Annotated in this window: 12 protein-coding genes and 1 pseudogene; 5 read left to right on the top strand and 8 right to left on the bottom strand. The window is 71.4% G+C overall.

Annotation, left to right across the window (positions count from 1 at the left end; genetic code table 11):
• Positions 1-73: 73 nt before the first annotated feature.
• Positions 74-268, bottom strand: a complete 195-nt coding sequence (locus C6Y14_RS31095; RefSeq protein WP_107020199.1) for a hypothetical protein — start codon at positions 266-268, stop codon at positions 74-76.
• Positions 269-451: 183 nt separating this feature from the next.
• Here C6Y14_RS31095 and C6Y14_RS31100 point away from each other — a divergent pair, with 183 nt between their 5' ends.
• Positions 452-2,608, top strand: a complete 2,157-nt coding sequence (locus C6Y14_RS31100) for a S9 family peptidase (RefSeq protein ID WP_107020200.1) — start codon at positions 452-454, stop codon at positions 2,606-2,608.
• A gap of 119 nt (positions 2,609-2,727) precedes the next feature.
• Here the strand turns inward: C6Y14_RS31100 and C6Y14_RS31105 are convergent, their stop codons facing one another.
• Entirely contained in the window at positions 2,728-3,336 is a 609-nt protein-coding gene (locus tag C6Y14_RS31105) for a TetR/AcrR family transcriptional regulator (RefSeq protein WP_159074340.1), read from the bottom strand.
• A 105-nt stretch (positions 3,337-3,441) separates the two neighbouring features.
• On the opposite strand from C6Y14_RS31105, the gene C6Y14_RS31110 reads away from it, so the two are divergent.
• The 3 genes from C6Y14_RS31110 to C6Y14_RS31120 all read left to right on the top strand — a co-directional run bounded on the left by C6Y14_RS31110 (position 3,442) and on the right by C6Y14_RS31120 (position 7,894).
• Positions 3,442-4,644 carry a sensor histidine kinase gene (locus C6Y14_RS31110; protein ID WP_107020202.1) on the top strand — a complete coding sequence of 401 codons (1,203 nt, stop codon included), beginning with the start codon at positions 3,442-3,444 and terminating at the stop codon, positions 4,642-4,644.
• Positions 4,641-5,324, top strand: a complete 684-nt coding sequence (locus C6Y14_RS31115) for a response regulator (RefSeq protein ID WP_107020203.1) — start codon at positions 4,641-4,643, stop codon at positions 5,322-5,324. Before C6Y14_RS31110 ends, C6Y14_RS31115 begins: the two co-directional genes overlap by 4 nt.
• 242 nt (positions 5,325-5,566) lie before the next feature.
• Positions 5,567-7,894: an MMPL family transporter gene (locus C6Y14_RS31120; protein WP_107020204.1), complete on the top strand. Its 2,328-nt coding sequence runs from the start codon at positions 5,567-5,569 to the stop codon at positions 7,892-7,894.
• A gap of 328 nt (positions 7,895-8,222) precedes the next feature.
• On the opposite strand, the gene C6Y14_RS31125 is transcribed toward C6Y14_RS31120, so the two are convergent.
• The 6 genes from C6Y14_RS31125 to C6Y14_RS31150 all read right to left on the bottom strand — a co-directional run bounded on the left by C6Y14_RS31125 (position 8,223) and on the right by C6Y14_RS31150 (position 15,089).
• A complete protein-coding gene (locus C6Y14_RS31125; protein ID WP_107020205.1) occupies positions 8,223-9,338 on the bottom strand; it encodes an ABC transporter ATP-binding protein in 1,116 nt (371 codons plus the stop codon).
• Entirely contained in the window at positions 9,331-10,314 is a 984-nt protein-coding gene (locus C6Y14_RS31130) for an ABC transporter ATP-binding protein (protein ID WP_107020385.1), read from the bottom strand. Before C6Y14_RS31130 ends, C6Y14_RS31125 begins: the two co-directional genes overlap by 8 nt.
• 14 nt (positions 10,315-10,328) lie before the next feature.
• Positions 10,329-11,330 carry an ABC transporter permease gene (locus tag C6Y14_RS31135; protein ID WP_107020386.1) on the bottom strand — a complete coding sequence of 334 codons (1,002 nt, stop codon included), beginning with the start codon at positions 11,328-11,330 and terminating at the stop codon, positions 10,329-10,331.
• A gap of 46 nt (positions 11,331-11,376) precedes the next feature.
• Positions 11,377-12,300 carry an ABC transporter permease gene (locus C6Y14_RS31140; protein ID WP_107020206.1) on the bottom strand — a complete coding sequence of 308 codons (924 nt, stop codon included), beginning with the start codon at positions 12,298-12,300 and terminating at the stop codon, positions 11,377-11,379.
• A gap of 73 nt (positions 12,301-12,373) precedes the next feature.
• On the bottom strand, positions 12,374-14,017 hold the full coding sequence (locus C6Y14_RS31145; protein ID WP_107020207.1) for a peptide ABC transporter substrate-binding protein: 1,644 nt from the start codon (positions 14,015-14,017) through the stop codon (positions 12,374-12,376).
• 694 nt (positions 14,018-14,711) lie between these two features.
• Positions 14,712-15,089, bottom strand: a complete 378-nt coding sequence (locus C6Y14_RS31150) for a VOC family protein (protein WP_107020208.1) — start codon at positions 15,087-15,089, stop codon at positions 14,712-14,714.
• Between the two features lie 180 nt (positions 15,090-15,269).
• Here C6Y14_RS31150 and C6Y14_RS31155 point away from each other — a divergent pair.
• Positions 15,270-16,330 (top strand): annotated as a pseudogene (locus C6Y14_RS31155) (hypothetical protein); the annotation flags it as partial.

Genomic DNA, 16,330 nt, shown 5'->3' on the forward strand with positions numbered 1-16,330 from the left:
ACGGCCGCCCGGCGTGGAACGCCAGAAGTGGGCCCCGGCCTCCCGCGGCCCAGAGCCCACTCCCGAACCGGGGTCAGAACTTGATGTCCCCGATCATGCCGGCGATGTTCGTGGTCAGCTCGTTGATCGTCGGGGCGATCGTCGAGCTCGCCAGGTAGAAGCCGAGCAGGACACAGACGATGGCGTGAGGCGCCTTCAGACCTGATTTCTTGACCAGGATGAAGACGATGATCGCCAGTAGCACCACCGCCGAAATCGAAAGTGCCACGGCGGCTCACCTCCAAAGATCCCAGGGACAACGGGGGGTGGGGTCGAACATTGGGGGGCAACAAATCCGTGCAACGGTCAGCAGGTTGATACCCACACAGCGCTAGTGATCATAACTATTCGTGCGTGCGCATTGATCGGCGCACGGCCGCACAAGGGGGCGCATGGCCAATATGGTCGGAGCATGACGACCGAGCCTCTCTCCTTCCCGCGCCGGCAGGCGCGCACCCTGCGTTTCACGCTGGGCGCGCCCCGCGCGTTCACCGTGGCGCCCGATGGTTCCCGTGTGGTGTTCCTGCGGTCCTCGTCCGGCACGGACCGGGCGAACCAGCTGTGGGTCCTCGACGTGGCGAGCGGCAAGGAGCGCCCGGCGGCCGACCCGGGGGCGCTCCTCGGGGGCTCCTCCGAGCGGCTCCCGGCGGCGGAACGGGCCCGGCGCGAGCGCAGCCGTGAGGGGGGCGCGGGCATCGTCGGCTATGCCACGGACGCCGCCGTGGAGGTCGCGTCCTTCGCCCTGTCGGGGCGGCTCTTCACCGCCGAGCTGAGGGCCGGAACCGCCCGTGAACTGCGGGTTCGCGGACCGGTGATCGACCCCCGCCCGTCCCCCGACGGACGGCTCGTCGCGTACGTCGCCGGGGGCACCCTGCGCGTCGTCGGCGCCGAGGGCGAGGACGACCGGGCGCTCGCGGAGCCGGAGTCGGACACGGTGACCTACGGGCTCGCCGAGTTCGTCGCGGCCGAGGAGATGGGCCGCTCGCGGGGCTTCTGGTGGTCGCCGGAGTCGGACCGGCTGCTGGTGGCGCGGGCCGACGACGCCCCCGTACGCCGCTGGTGGATCTCCGACCCCGCGCATCCCGGGCGGGAGCCGCAGCAGGTCGCGTATCCGGCGGCGGGCACCGACAACGCGGAGGTCCGGCTTTTCGTACTGGGGCTCGACGGGGCACGTACGGAGGTCCGGTGGGACCGGGCCCGCTACCCGTATCTGGCGCGAGTGCACTGGTCGGCCGCCGGGGCCCCGCTGCTGCTGGTCCAGGCGCGCGACCAGGCGAGTCAGCTCTATCTGGCCGTCGATCCGGACTCCGGGACGACCAGGATGGTGCACGCGGACGAAGATCCGATTTGGCTTGATCTTTTCCCTGGGGTGCCGAGCTGGAGCCCGAGCGGACAGCTCGTGCGGATCGCCGACGAGGGAGGGGCGCGTGTGCTGGCCGTGGGCGAACGCCCCCTCACGGGACCGCAGTTGCACGTGCGCGCCGTGCTCGACGTGTCCGACGACGACGTGCTCGTGTCTGCGTCGGCCGGCGCGGACGCGGCCGACCCCGAGATCGGGGAGGTGCACGTCTACCGGGTCAACGACCTCGGCATGGAGCGGATCTCCCAGGAGCCCGGCGTGCACTCGGCGGTGCGGGCGGGCGGTGTGACCGTCCTCGTGTCGGCCGTGCCCGACCGGCCCGGGGCGCAGGTCAAGGTGGTCCGCGACGGGGGCCGGAAGGCGGCGGGGAGCGGCCGGGCCGGCGGTCGTACGGAGGCGGTGACCGTGGCCTCGTACGCCGAACATCCCGGAATGAGCCCGCGCGTGCACCTCACGGAAGCCGGTGAGCGCCGGGTACCGTGCGCCGTCGTGCTCCCCACGGGCTACACCGAGGGTCCGCTGCCGGTGCTCATGGATCCCTACGGCGGGCCGCACGGGCAGCGGGTCCTGGCGGCGCACAACGCGTACCTCGCGCCCCAGTGGTTCGCCGATCAGGGCTTCGCCGTGATCGTGGCGGACGGGCGCGGCATGCCGGGCCGCTCACCGGCCTGGGAGAAGGCGGTCAAGGACGATCTGGCGACGGTCGTCCTCGACGACCAGATCCACGCGCTCCACGCCCTCGCCGAGCGCTTCCCCCTGGACCTGACCCGGGTGGCGATCCGCGGCTGGTCGTTCGGCGGCTATCTCGCGGGGCTCGCGGCGCTGCGCCGCCCCGACGTCTTCCACGCGGCCGTGGTGGGCGCGCCCGTCACCGACCAGCGGCTGTACGACACGCACTACACGGAGCGGTACCTGGGCGATCCCAACCGGCAGCCCGAGGTGTACGCGGCGAACTCGCTGATCGACGACGACGGTCTGGTCGGGGCGGTCGAACCGGCGCGGCCCATGATGATCGTGCACGGTCTCGCCGACGACAACGTGGTGGTCGCGCACTCCCTGCGGCTGTCCTCCGCGCTGCTGGCCGCGGGCCGTCCGCACGAGGTGCTGCCGCTGTCCGGGGTCACGCACATGACCCCGCAGGAAGAGGTCGCGGAGAATCTGCTGCTGCTCCAGGTGGACTTCCTGAAGCGGTCGCTGGGCCTGCGGTAGGACCGGCGCACCGGGCGGCCGGGGTCCGGACGGCCGGGGTCCGGACGGCCGGGGTCCGGACGGCCGTACCGCCCTGCCGCCCTGCCGCCATGCGGCTGCGGCTGCGGCCCGCACGGCTCCTATCGCAGACCTCGCACGAGCAGGTCGATGAGCCGCCGGTAGGTGTCCTGCGAGCCGGACACCTGCCCGATCCCGCCCAGCTCCAGGTGGACCGCGCCGTGCAGGGCCGTCCAGACGACCTGCGCGGCCTCCCCCACGTCGGCGAACCCCTGGGGTGTGCGGCCTCCGGCGAGGTCCTGGACCAGCTCGATCAGGACCTCGAAGACCGCGTGGCCGTACACCGACGCCTTGGAGCCCGTCCGGGCGACCGGTCCGCCGCCGCCGAAGATGAGCGCGTAGCGCCGCGGATGCGCGAGCGCGAAGTGCCGGTATCCGTCGCAGGCCTGACGGAAGCGCGGCTCGGGGTCCACCGACCGGTCCACGTCGACCGCGTGCCAGAGGCCGTGCAGAGCCCGGACGGCCAGCGCGCCGAGCAGTCCCTCCTTGTTGCCGAACCGGTTGTACACCCCCATGGGCGCGACCTGCGCCTCACGGGCGACCGCGCGCACGGTGACACCGGCCAGACCCTCGCGGTCGAGCACGTCCTGCGCCGCGTCCAGCAGTACGTCATGCAGCCGTTCGCTCGCCGTACGGCGTCTGGACGGCGGACCCGCTGCTCCGGCACTCATCCGTCCCGCTCCTCCCGTTCGGCCCGCCCGGCCAGGCACGCTGTATAACATCGTTCTACAGCGTGCCTCACCGTGCCCGCCCTGCAGCAACCGGAGTGATCACTCGTGCGATCCGACGCATGGACGCGATCCGACGCGTGGAAGCGATCCGATCCATGGGCGGCCGGCGGCACGCTCGCCGTGGTGGTCGCACTGGCCGTGGGCGCGGCGTCCGCGGTCCTCGGCGACCATGCCGGTTCGGCGACGCTGTGGGTGATCGTCGCCCTGGGAGCGGCCGGCCTCGTCCTGGCCGTGCGGGCGTGGACTGCCGCCGTCGTCGTCGCCGCCCTGCTGGCCGCCCTGGAGATCCGCGATCCGGCGCCGTGGGGAACCTGGGCGGTGGCCGGAGGGCTGCTGTTCCTGTTCGCCCTGCGCCGCCCCCGTTTCGACGCGATCGCCGCCGGCGCGGTGGTCGCGGGCGGCACGATGCTCGCCGCGTACAACCCGTACGCCTCATGGCAGGACAGCGGCGGCGTCGGAGCGTTCGGGATCGTCACTCTCGCCGCCGCCATGGTCGGGGTGGGGCAGTGGGTGCAGGCGCAACGGCGCTATGTCGTCGCGGAGCTGGGGCGGCGGCGCCAGGAAGCCGAACGCCGGCGGGAGGAGGTGGCCCGCCACGTGGCGGAGGAACGGCTGCGGATCGCCCGCGAACTCCACGACAGCGTGGCCCATCACCTCGCGGTGGTCAGCGTCCACACCAATGTCGCCAAGGCCAGTCTCGACTCCTCGCCGGAAGCGTCCCGACGCGCCCTGGACGAGGTGCAGGCCGCCACCCGGTCGGTGCTGGAGGAACTGGGAGTCGTCCTGGGCGTCCTGCGCGCGTCGGAGTCCGAGGTCGCCCCGGCAGCCCCCGTGGACGCCGCCGTGGTCGGCGAACTCCTGGAGAGCTTCGAGGGCATCGGGCTGAAGGTCGGGGCCGAGGGGCTGGACCACCTGCTCGCCCTCGCGCCGGTCGCCCGGACCGCTGCCCGGCGCATCCTCCAGGAATCGCTCACCAACGCCCAGCGGTACGGCGACGGCGGCGCCACCGTGACAGTCGACCCACCGGCCGGCGGCTACGTCACCCTGTCCGTCCGCAACCCCTGGGTACCGCGCGAGACCGGGTCCGCCGGAAGCGGGCTGGGACTCGTGGGCATGGAGGAGCGGGTCCACGCGCTCGGCGGCACCTTCCACGCGGGCCCGGACCCGAAGGGATTCCTGGTGACCGCACAACTCCCGGCCGCCGCGCCGCGAAGAACGCGAAGAACAGCGAAGGAGACATCCGGATGAGCGTCGTACGCGTCCTCGTCGTCGACGACCAGGTCATGATCCGCTCCGGTATACGGGCCCTTCTGGAGACCGGCACCGGAGTCGACGTCGTCGGCGAGGCGGCCGACGGGAGCCGGGCCGTCGACATGGCGCGGGCCCTGGTGCCCGACGTCATCCTCATGGACCTGCGGATGCCGGTGCTCGACGGAGTGGGAGCGATCACCCGGCTGCGGGCCGACGCCGTCACCGCGGACATCGGGATCCTGGTATTGACCACCTTCGACACCGACCAGGACATCCTGGCCGCCCTCCAGGCCGGGGCCAACGGCTTCCTCGGCAAGTCGGCGGACCACGAGGAGCTCCTGCGGGCCGTCGAGCGGGTCGCCGCGGGCGGCTCCTCCCTGTCCGCCGTCGCGACGGACACCGTCGTCGGGCACCTCACCCGCACGGCACGCGAGCAGCGGCCTGCGGACCCGGTCTCCCCCGAGGATCTGCGCAAGGCCGAGTCCCTGACCTCCCGCGAACGGGAGGTCACCGTGCTGGTCTCCCAGGGGCTGACCAACGACGCCATCGCGGAGCGCCTGTTCATCTCGCCGCTGACGGTGAAGACCCATGTGAACCGGGCCATGAGCAAACTGCACGTCAGGGACCGGGCGCAACTCGTGGTCGCGGCCCTCCGGGCTGGCCTGCGCGCGGACTGACCGCTGCGGGTGGCGGCCCGCCGCGGGTGGCGAATCACCGCAGGTGACGCGCCACCGCGGGTCACCGACCACCGCGGGCGGAGGAGAAGCACGGGACCGGAAGTACACCAGCGGCGGTAGTTCCGCTACCGCCGCTGTGCGACGACCGTCCGGCACCTCCCGGCGGAGGCTGGGCACCGGCCGCACGAGCGGCCCGCGCACCGCATTCCGCGTGCCGCATGCCGCATTCCGCAGGAGTCCCGATGTCCCGATTGTTGTCCAGGATCGGCGCGTTCAGCGCCGGTCACCGGCTCGTCGTCGCCGGAGCATGGTTCGTACTCACCGTGGTCCTCACCGTCGTCACGATCAGCGGCGCCAAGTTCTCCGACGCCGAATTCAGCATCTCGGGCGCCGAGTCGACCACCGCGCTCGCCACGATGGCGAAGGCGTTTCCCGAGGCCGACCCCGAGGCCGGCGAGCTGATGCTGGTCGTGGAGGCACCCGACGGCACCTCCCTGACCCGGCCGGCCGACCGGGAACTGGTCGCGGGCCTCGTCTCGCGCGCCACCGGCGTCCCCGACGTGAAGTCCGCCGCGGACCCCTACGCCGAGAACCGCCCCTATGTGTCGAAGGACGGTTCGGTCGCCGTCTCGACACTCACCGTCGACCTGGAGGCGGACCAGGCCGTCGTCGAGGACGGCCTCCGGGCAGCAGCGGCTCCCCTGACGGACAAGGGATACCGCGTCGAACTCGGCGGGACCCTGGACGACGGGCCGCCCGAGATCGCCGGCGTCACCGAGATCGTCGGCGTCGTGGTCGCCTTCGTCGTGCTGCTGCTGACCTTCGGCTCGCTGGCCGCCGCCGGGGCGAACATGCTGACCGCCCTGAGCGGGGTCGTCGTCGGCGTCCTGGGCATTCTCGCGTGGTCCGCCACGGGTGAGGGCATCCAGTCCACCACGCTGATCATCGCGGTGATGCTCGGGCTCGCGGTCGGCATCGACTACGCCCTGCTGATCCTCTCGCGGTTCCGTGACGAGCTCCGCCGGGGCGTGGGCGTCGACGCCGCCGTGGCCCGCGCCGCCGGCACGGCCGGCACCTCCGTGGTGGTGGCCGGGACCACCGTGGTCATCGCCCTGACGGGGCTGGCGATCGTTCGCATCGCGTTCATCACCGAGATGGGACTCGGCGCGGCACTCGCCGTGATCGTGGCCGTGGCAGCCTCGCTCACCGTCGTACCGGCCGTGCTCAAGACCCTCGGCCACCGGGCACTGCCGCGCAGGGAGCGCCCGGTGGCGGGCGCGGTGTACACGGCACCGGCGACCGGGGCACCGGCCGCAACGGACGCACCGGCCGCGGAGACGGCAGCGGCAGCGGCAGCGGCAGCGGCAGCGGGGACGGGGTCGGGGTCGGCGTCCGCCGCGCCGGAGCCGGGCAGCCGCCGCGGGACGGGCCTGCTGGGCCGCTGGGCGCAGGTCGTGGTCGACCGGCCCGTCCTCACCATGCTGGGCAGCATCGTCCTCGTCGCCCTGCTCGCCGTCCCGGCCCTCTCCCTCAAGACCGAACTCGATCCCCCGGGCGGCCCCGACCCGGCCAGTTCCCAGCGTGCGGCCTACACGACGGTGAGCGACGCGTTCGGCGCCGGCGAACAGAACCCCCTGGTGGTGCTCTTCGAAGGCCCGGACGCGGCGGACACCGCGGCCGGCACGGCCAAGCGGATCACCGCGCTGAACGGTGTGGCCGACGTCAGCCCGGTCCAGCGCGCCGAGGACACGGGCATCGCCTTCCTCGCGGTCACACCCGACCACGGCCCGACCGACTCACGTACGAGCGACCTGGTGAACTCGCTGCGCACGGCGATGGACGACGTGGCGGGCGCCGAGGTCTCGGTGACGGGCCAGACCGCCGTCGACGTGGACGTCAACGCGGCACTCTCGTCCGGCCTGATCATCTATCTGGTCGCCGTGGTCGGTCTCTCGCTGCTCCTGCTCACGCTCGTGTTCCGTTCCGTCATGGTGCCGCTGCTGGCCACCGCCGGGTTCCTCATGTCGCTGGCCGCGGGCCTCGGCGTGACCGTGGCGGTGTTCCAGTGGGGCTGGGCCGGCACGCTGGTCAGCCTCGACGAGGCCCGGCCGCTGGCGAGCCTGACACCGCTGATCGTGGTGGGCGTGCTGTTCGGCCTCGCCATGGACTACCAGGTGTTCCTGGTGGCCCGGATGCACGAGGCGCACCGCGCCGGACTCCCCACCCGGGCGGCCATCGTGCGGGGCTTCGGGCAGGCCTCACCCGTCGTCGTCGCGGCGGCCGCGATCATGGCGGCGGTGTTCGCCGGCTTCGCCTTCAGCGGCGGCGACCAGATGGTCGCGTCCATCGGACTGGCCCTGACCGTCGGGGTGCTGGTCGACGCGCTCGTCGTCCGCATGCTCCTCGTACCGGCGGCCCTGCGGCTCCTCGGTGAGGCGAGCTGGTGGATGCCCCGCGCGCTGGACCGCGTACTGCCGGACATCGACACGGAGGGGGCGTCCCTGGACCGGGAGGAGCCGTCGGCGGGCGACGGCCCACGCCAGGAACTGGCCGGATCGGCCCGGGTCTAGGGAAACGGCACTCGCCCCCGCCGCCCCTACCCGTTCCCGTCAACGACTCGGGGGCCAGCCCCCGAACCCCCGCTCCTCAAACGCCGGAGGGGCTGAAAATTCAGCCCGTCCGGCGTTTGAGGACGAGCGCGCAGCGCGATCAGCGAGGGCGAGGGGGCGCAGCCCCCATACGGGACGGGAACGGCGACCGGCCGGGGAGACATGGCGCTCCCCGGCCGGTCTACGGCACCCGCACGGCCGTACGGTGTTCACAGTGCCGCGTCCGTATATCGGTGCCGGGTCGGCCAAGTTGCCTGCATGTTAACGCAGTTGCTCCCTGTTTGTCGGCTTACGCGGACCCGTCCGTCGGTTCGCCCGGCGGCTCCACCGGTTCCTGCGGCACGACCTGCTTCTCCTCCGCGAAGTGGCAGGCCGAGTCATGGGCGGCGGGACCGGCCTCGTACCGGAACTCCGCGGGGACCGCGAGCAGCGGGACCTCCATCGCGCAGCGCTCCGCGGCCTTCCAGCAGCGGGTGCGGAAGCGGCAGCCGGAGGGGATGTTCGCGGGCGAGGGCACGTCGCCGAAGAGGATGATCCGCTCCCGGTGTTCGCGGGCCTCCGGGTCCGGGACGGGCACGGCGGACAGCAGCGCCTGGGTGTACGGGTGTGTCGGGTGGTCGTAGATCTCGGCGTCCCGGCCGGTCTCCACGATCCGGCCGAGGTACATCACCCCGACCCGGTCGGAGATGTGCCGCACGATCGACAGGTCGTGCGCGATGAAGACGTAGGAGAGGGCGAACTCGGTCTGCAGGCGGTCCATCAGGTTGATCACCTGCGCCTGCACGGACACGTCGAGCGCCGACACCGGCTCGTCCGCGACGATGATCTCGGGGCGCAGGGCGAGGCCGCGCGCGATGCCGATGCGCTGGCGCTGGCCGCCGGAGAACTGGTGCGGATAGCGGTTGATGTACTCCGGGTTGAGCCCCACCACGTCCAGCAGGTCCTGCACCTGCCGCCGCCGGTCGCCCTTCGGCGCGACCTCGGGGTGGATCTCGTACGGCTCCCCGATGATGTCGCCGACGGTCATCCGGGGGTTGAGCGAGGTGTACGGGTCCTGGAAGACCATCTGGATGTTGCGGCGGACGGCCTTGAGGGCGCGGCCGGACAGCTTGGTGATGTCGTCGCCCTTGTACCTGATCTCGCCCGCGGTCGGCCGCTCCAGGTTGACCAGCATCTTGGCGACGGTCGACTTGCCGCAGCCGGACTCGCCGACGATGCCGAGGGTTTCCCCCGCGCCGAGGTCGAAGTCGACGCCGTCGACGGCCTTCACCGCGCCCACCTGCTTGCGGAACAGGATGCCCTGGGTGAGCGGGTAGTGCTTGACGAGGCCGCGGACCTGGAGGATCGGCTCGCCGGCGGGGGCGTTCAGGTGCTCGGCGACAGCGCCGTTCTTCCGCTCAGCCATTGAGGCACTCCCTCCAGAAGTGGCAGGCGCTCACGCGGTCCGCGCCCGCCTCGGTCACCTCGTACAGGGGCGGTACGTCGGTGCGGCAGACGTCCTGGGCCATGGGGCAGCGGGGGTTGAAGGCGCAGCCCGGCGGGATGTTCATCAGGTTCGGCGGCAGGCCCTTGATCGCGTAGAGCTCCCGGCCCTTCTGGTCGAGCCGCGGGATCGATTCGAGGAGGCCTTTGGTGTACGGGTGCGCGGGGGCCTTGTAGATGTCGTGGACCGGGGCGGACTCGACGATCCGGCCCGCGTACATGACGGCGATCCGGTCGGCGACGTCCGCGACCACGCCGAGGTCGTGGGTGATGAGGATGAGGCCCATGTTGAGCTCGCGCTGCAGCTCGGCGAGCAGGTCCATGACCTGGGCCTGGACGGTGACGTCGAGGGCGGTGGTGGGTTCGTCGGCGATGATCAGGGCCGGTTCCAGGGCCAGCGCCATCGCGATCATGATGCGCTGGCGCATCCCGCCGGAGAACTGGTGCGGATAGTCGCCGACGCGGGAGGCGGCGCCCGGGATGCGTACCCGGTCCATCAGTTCGATCGCCTTCGCCTTCGCCTCCTTGCGGGACGCGCCCCGGTGGACCGTGAACATCTCGCCGAGCTGGGCGCCGACGCTGAGCACCGGGTTCAGGGACGACAGCGCGTCCTGGAAGATCATCGCCATCTGGGCGCCGCGGACCTTGCGCCGCTCCTCCTCCTTGAACTTCAGGAGGTCCTGGCCCTTGAAGAGGATCTCGCCCGAGGTGATCTTCCCGGGCGGGGTGTCGAGGATGCCCATCACGGCCTGCGCGGTCACGGACTTGCCGGAGCCGGACTCGCCGAGCACGGCGAGCGTCTCGCCCTCGTCCACGCTGTAGGTGACCCCGTTGACGGCCTTGGCGACCCCGTCCCGGGTCCTGAACTCCACGTGCAGATCGCGCACTTCGAGCAGCACGTCGGTCACGCCGGTCACCTCAGCTTCGGGTCGAGGGCGTCGCGCACCGCGTCGCCGAGCATGATGAACGCGAGGACGGTGACGGCCAGCGCCCCGGCCGGCCACAGCAGGGCGTGCGGCGCGGTGCGGATGTACTGGGACGCCGAGGAGATGTCGATGCCCCAGCTCACGGTGGGCGGCTTCAGCCCGACGCCGAGGAACGACAGGGTCGCCTCCAGCGAGATGTACGTGCCCAGCGCGATGGTCGCCACGACGATGACCGGGGCGATCGCGTTCGGCGTGATGTGCCGCAGCAGCATCCGCGAGTTGGAGGCGCCGAGCGCGCGGGCGGCCTGCACGTAGTCGTTCTGCTTGGTGGTGATGACCGAGCCACGGGCGATACGGGAGATCTGCGGCCAGCCCAGCAGCACCATGAAGCCGATCACCGGCCAGATGGTGGAGCTGGTGACCACGGACAGCAGCACCAGACCGCCGAGGACGACGGGGATCGCGAAGAAGATGTCGGTGATACGGGAGAGGACCGCGTCCCACGCCCCGCCGAAGAACCCGGCGAGCCCGCCCAGCACCGAGCCGAGGATCGCCACCCCGAGCGTGGCGCAGACGCCGACGGTGACGGAGACCCGGGCCCCGTACACCGTGCGCGTGTAGACGTCGCAGCCCTGGCCGTTGTAGCCGAAGGGATGGCCCGGCTGCGAACCCTCCTGGGACTTGGCGAGGTCGCACTTGAGGGGGTTGCCGGAGGCGATCACCGAGGGCCACAGGGAGATGACGATCAGGAAGAGGATGACGAGCCCCGAGATGATGAAGACGGGGTTGCGCCGCAGGTCGCGCCAGGCGTCGGACCACAGGGAACGCGGCTTGTCCTGGGGGCCGGAGCCGTCCGGCCCGCCGAGGGGCTTCCGCAGGGAGTCGGCCTCCTGCGTGGCGAGGTCCATCGCGCCGCCCATGCCGGTCGCGGCGATGGCGCCGTCCTCGGGGGCCCGGCCGCCGCCGGACAGGTGCGGCCCGGGTGGCATGGAGGGCAGGGGCCGCTCCGGCGGCGTCGGCTCGGGCGGCGTCGGCTCAGGCATAGCGGATCCTCGGGTCGAGTACGGCGTACAGGAGGTCGACCAGCAGGTTGGCCACCAGGAAGACGAGGACGAGGACGGTCACGAAGCCGACGACGGTCTGTGTGTTCTGGCGCAGGATGCCCTGGTACAGCTGGAATCCGACGCCGTGGATGTTGAAGATCCGCTCGGTGACGATCGCGCCGCCCATCAGCGCGCCGATGTCGGTGCCGATGAAGGTGACCACCGGGATGAGGGAGTTGCGCAGCAGGTGCCGGGTGATGACCCGGCGCCGGGGCAGGCCCTTGGCGATGGCCGTACGGACGTAGTCGGCGCGCCGGTTCTCCGCGATGGACGTCCGGGTCAGCCGGGTCACATAGGCGAGGGAGACGGACGCGAGGACCAGGCCGGGCACGATCAGCTCGTCGAAGGGTGCCTCGGAGGAGACGGACGGGCTGATCCAGCCCCACTTGACGCCGAGCAGCAGCTGCAGCAGCAGACCGGTGACGAAGGTGGGCACCGAGATCACGACGAGGGTGATCAGCAGGACACCCGTGTCGACGGGCCGGCCGCGGCGCAGCCCGGTGACGACACCGAGTGCGATGCCGATGACGACCTCGAAGAGGATCGCGACGATCGTGAGCCGGATGGTGACCGGGAAGGCGGTCGACATCAGCTCGGTGACCGCCTGTCCGTTGAACGCGGTGCCGAAGTCGCCGGTGAAGACGTTGCCCATGTAGGTCGCGTACTGCTGCCACACAGGCTTGTCCAAGCCGAACTCTTTACGCAGCTGGGTCGCCGTCGCGGGGTCGCACTGGCGGTCGCCGCACAGGCCCGCGATGGGGTCGCCCATCACGTTCACCATCAGGAAGATCAACAGGGTGGCGCCGATGAAGACCGGGATCATCTGCAGCAGACGCCGGATCACATACCGTCCCATGAGGGCTCCGGAGGTAGGTGGGGGTAGGCGGGGCGCGCACCCGCTGTCCAGCTGAGGTGCGCGCCCCCGCGGCTCAGTTGACCTTGATCTCGTTGTAGACGGGCAGGCTGAACGGGTTCAGTGCCACGTTCGAGATCCGGTCCGAGTAGCCGGCGCTGCCGTTCTGGTACCAGAGCGGAATGGCGCCCATGTCGTCCCGCAGGACCTTCTCGGCGTCCTGGAAGAGACCGACCGCCTTGGCCTGGTCGGTCTCCGCGTTGGCCTTGTCGACGAGGCCGTCGAACTCCTTGCTGGTCCACTTGCCGTCGTTGGACGAGGCGTTGGTGTAGTACAGCGGCTGCAGGAAGTTCTGGATCAGCGGGTAGTCCATCTGCCAGCCCGCCCGGAAGGGGCCCGACATCTTGGACTGGGTGATCTGGTTGCGGAAGTCGGCGAAGGTGCCGACCGGGTTGCCGACGCAGGCCTTGTCGTTGTCGAGCGCGTTGTTGACGGAGTTGCAGACGGCGTCCACCCACTCCTTGTGGGAACCGGTGTCCGCGTTGTAAGAGATCTTGACCTGCCCGCCGGGGAGTCCGCCGCCCTCCTCGATCATCTTCTTGGCCTGGTCGGGGTCGTACTCGCAGGCGTCACCGCACAGCCCCTCCTTGAAGCCGCCGGCCTCGCCGAGGACGGGCGAGGTCCAGTCGCTGGCGGGGGTACGCGTCTTCTGGAAGATGGTCTCGGTGATCTGCTCCCGGTTGATGGCCATGGAGAGCCCGGTACGGACCTTCTCCATCCCGTCCTTGCCCCAGTTCTTGTCGTAGAACGGGAAGGCGAGGGTCTGGATGATGCCGGCGGGGGTGTTGATGTACCGGTCGCCGAGGTCACTCTTGGCGTTCTTGAGCTGGGCGGCGGGCACGTCGTCGACGAGGTCGAGGTTGCCGGCCATCAGGTCCGTGTAGGCGGTGTTGTTGTCGGTGTAGACCTTCAGGTCCACCCCACCATTCTGCGCCTTGTCGTCCCCGGGGTACTTGTCCCACGTACGCATCTTCATCGCCGAGCCCTTGGCGTACGAGTCGATCGTGTACGGGCCGTTGCCGACCGGCTTCTTCAGCCAGGCCGCGTGGTCGTCGAAGAACGCCTGCGGCAGCGGGGCGAAGGCGGCGTAGCCGAGGGTGTCGGGGAAGGTCGAGAACTTCTGGTTGAGCTTGATCGTGAAGGTGTTGTCCCCCGTCACCTTCAGCCCGCTCAGGGTCTGGGCCGACTGCTTGCCGCCGTCCTCCGGGTGGACCTTGTCGTAGCCGTCGATGTACCCGAAGAAGTACGCGTTCTTCTGGTTGTTCTTGAGGCTGGCACCGTAGTTCCAGGCGTCCACGAAGGACTTGGCGGAGACCGCCTCGCCGTTGCTGAACGTCCAGCCGCTCTTCACCGTGACGGTGAAGTTCTGCGAGTCCGAGGTGTCGATCTTCTCGGCCAGCATGTCCTTGGCCTCGCCGGTCTTCGGGTCGTAGCGCTTGAGACCGCGGAACAGCATGTCGAGGACCTTGCCGCCCTGCACCTCGTTGGTGTTGGCGGGCTCCAGGGGGTTCTGCGGGTCGCCCCACGACGAACTGAGGATGCCGGAGCCGTCGCCGCTGCCGCCGCTGTCCCCGCCGTCCCCGCCTCCCCCACAGGCCGTCGCGGCGAGGGCTACCGCCGTCGCGCATACGGCCCATCTGGCGTGTGTGGCTCCACGCATGGAGTGCCTCCTCATCGGTGCGCTGCGGCTCCGGCGCCGGAGCCTGTTCCTTTGCGCCCAATATCGGCGCAGAACTCACATAGCGCACATTTGGCGACCCACATGGGTGCATGGGGCACCCGAGGTGCGGGCGGGTGGGGGCCGGTTGCGCAGTTCCCCGCGCCCCTGACGGGGGGGGGACCGGTCCTGTGTTGGCTGCGGGCCGGTGGGGGTCACCCGCGCCGTTCCCCGCGCCCCTGAGGGGGGACCGGTCCTGTGTTGGCTGCGGGCCGGTGGGGGCTTCTCGCGCAGTTCCTCGCGCCCCTGACGGGGGGACCGGTCGTGGGTCGGCTGCGACGCGGTGGGGGCTTGCCGCGCCGTTCCCCGCGCCCCTGAAGGCGGGCACTCCGTGCCTCGCCCTCCATCGCCCGAGACGCGGACACGCAGTGGGACGCCCCCGCTCGGGGGCGCGGGGAACTGCGCGGCAAGCCCCCACCGGCCGGCAGCCGACACACTTCCGGACCCACCCCACTCCTCAGGGGCGCGGGGAACGGCGCGGGTGACCCCCACCGGCCCGCAGCCAACACACGACCGGTCACCCCCTCAGGGGCGCGGGGAACTGCGCGACAAGCCCCACCGGGCCGCAGGTCACACACGACTGGTCCGCCCCCAGGGGCGCGGGGAACGGCGCAAGAAGGCAGCCCGGGGCGACCAGTCAGTCCGCATCACCCCGCTCCACGCAGAACTCGTTCCCCTCCGGGTCCGCCAGGAGGAACCAGCCGCCGCCGTCCGGGCGCGTCCGGTCCGCGAGGAGTGTCGCGCCGAGCGCGAGCGCCCGCTCGACCTCCGCGGCCCGCGTGCGCCCCGTCGGCCGCAGGTCGAAGTGGATGCGGTTCTTGGCCGTCTTGCCCTCCGGGACGCGGACGAACAGCAGCCTCGGACCTCCGTCGGGGTCCGCGATCAGCGCCTCCGGATCACCCGGTTTGTCGTCGTCGTCCAGCGGCCGGCCCAGCAACTCGCTCCAGAACAGGCCGAGGTCGTACGGGTCGCCCGTGCAGTCGAACGTGATGCTGTGAAGAGCGGGGTTCGTCATGGCGGGGAGCTTCCCTGATGCCCTTGCGGAAGTCGAACCCTTTTCACTTCCTCCCGCCGGGTCCGTTCATCCGTTGGGGCGGAAGTGATCGAAGCCCGGCCGGGTCGGCGGCGCGGCCCGCCAGGGTGGCACCAAGAGAGCGACGGCACGTCACGCCACCTCGGCCCAGGAGGTCACCGTATGCCCCCCACCGCACCGGATTTCGGTCCGGGTATCGACGACTACGCACCCCACGAGGGGCAGCGGGACTGCGATCCGGCCGCGAAGCCGGGCCTTCTGGAGTTCCGCGACCTGGTCCTCGGCGCCTACCCCGGCACGCAAGGCATGGGCATCAGCAGGGAGTGCGGCGGGCCGGGCGTCAGCGAGCACAAGGAGGGCAGGGCCTGGGACTGGGGTGTCGCCGCCGACGGCCAGTCCGCCATCGCCGACGACCTCATCGGCTGGCTGCTCGCCACCGACCGGCACGGCAACCCCCACGCCCTCGCCCGCCGCTTCGGAATCATGTACATGATCTGGAACCGGCGGATCTGGCAGGCCTCGCGCGCGGACGCCGGCTGGACCCCGTACACCGGTCGCAGCCCGCACACCGACCACGTCCACTTCAGCTTCGGCTGGGCGGGCGCGCGCAGGGAGACCACCTGGTGGACCGGGCGCGGGGCGACCGCGCCGCAGGTCGGCGTCGGGATCCCGTCCGTCGTGGACCACGGCTCGGGCATGGTCGTGTCCGGGGTCGAGGGGACGGGCGACGTGGCGCACCGCTGGCAGAACCAGGCGGGCGGCGCGTGGTCGGCGTGGACGCCGCTGGGCCGTCCGTCCTCCGGAGCGGTGGGCCGGCCGTGGGCGCTGGTCGGCCGCTACGGCAAGCTCGCGGTGTTCGTGCGGGGCACCGACGGGACGCTGTGGCACACCTGGCAGTCGGAGGCGGGCGCGTGGGCACCGGAGTGGGTGTCCCTGGGCGGACACCTCGCCAGTGACCCGGCGGTGGTCCTGAGTCCCAACGGCGCGTTGTCGGTGTTCGCCCGCGACCCCGAAGGGCGTATCACGCACACCTGGCAGCGGGGCCCCGAGCACGGTCACGGCTGGCACGGCTCCTGGGTCGACATGGGCGGCGCCGCACAGGGCCGGCCCACCGTCCTCGTCGGCCGCGACGGAGGCATGGTCCTCTTCATCCGCGGCACCGACCACGCCCTCCACCACCGCTGGCAGACCGGCACCGGCGGCCCCTGGTCCGACTGGAGCCC

This window comes from Streptomyces dioscori (assembly GCF_003024195.1).
Taxonomy (GTDB): Bacteria; Actinomycetota; Actinomycetes; order Streptomycetales; family Streptomycetaceae; genus Streptomyces; species Streptomyces dioscori.

Bases quoted from the DNA above. Each gene is read 5' to 3' on its own strand.
- C6Y14_RS31100 (WP_107020200.1), top strand. From the start codon at position 452: ATGACGACCGAGCCTCTCTCCTTCCCGCGCCGGCAGGCGCGCACCCTG.
- C6Y14_RS31150 (WP_107020208.1), bottom strand. From the start codon at position 15,089: ATGACGAACCCCGCTCTTCACAGCATCACGTTCGACTGCACGGGCGAC.
- C6Y14_RS31140 (WP_107020206.1), bottom strand. From the start codon at position 12,300: ATGGGACGGTATGTGATCCGGCGTCTGCTGCAGATGATCCCGGTCTTC.
- C6Y14_RS31120 (WP_107020204.1), top strand. From the start codon at position 5,567: ATGTCCCGATTGTTGTCCAGGATCGGCGCGTTCAGCGCCGGTCACCGG.
- C6Y14_RS31125 (WP_107020205.1), bottom strand. From the start codon at position 9,338: ATGGCTGAGCGGAAGAACGGCGCTGTCGCCGAGCACCTGAACGCCCCC.
- C6Y14_RS31135 (WP_107020386.1), bottom strand. From the start codon at position 11,330: ATGCCACCCGGGCCGCACCTGTCCGGCGGCGGCCGGGCCCCCGAGGAC.
- C6Y14_RS31115 (WP_107020203.1), top strand. From the start codon at position 4,641: ATGAGCGTCGTACGCGTCCTCGTCGTCGACGACCAGGTCATGATCCGC.
- C6Y14_RS31145 (WP_107020207.1), bottom strand. From the start codon at position 14,017: ATGCGTGGAGCCACACACGCCAGATGGGCCGTATGCGCGACGGCGGTA.
- C6Y14_RS31105 (WP_159074340.1), bottom strand. From the start codon at position 3,336: ATGAGTGCCGGAGCAGCGGGTCCGCCGTCCAGACGCCGTACGGCGAGC.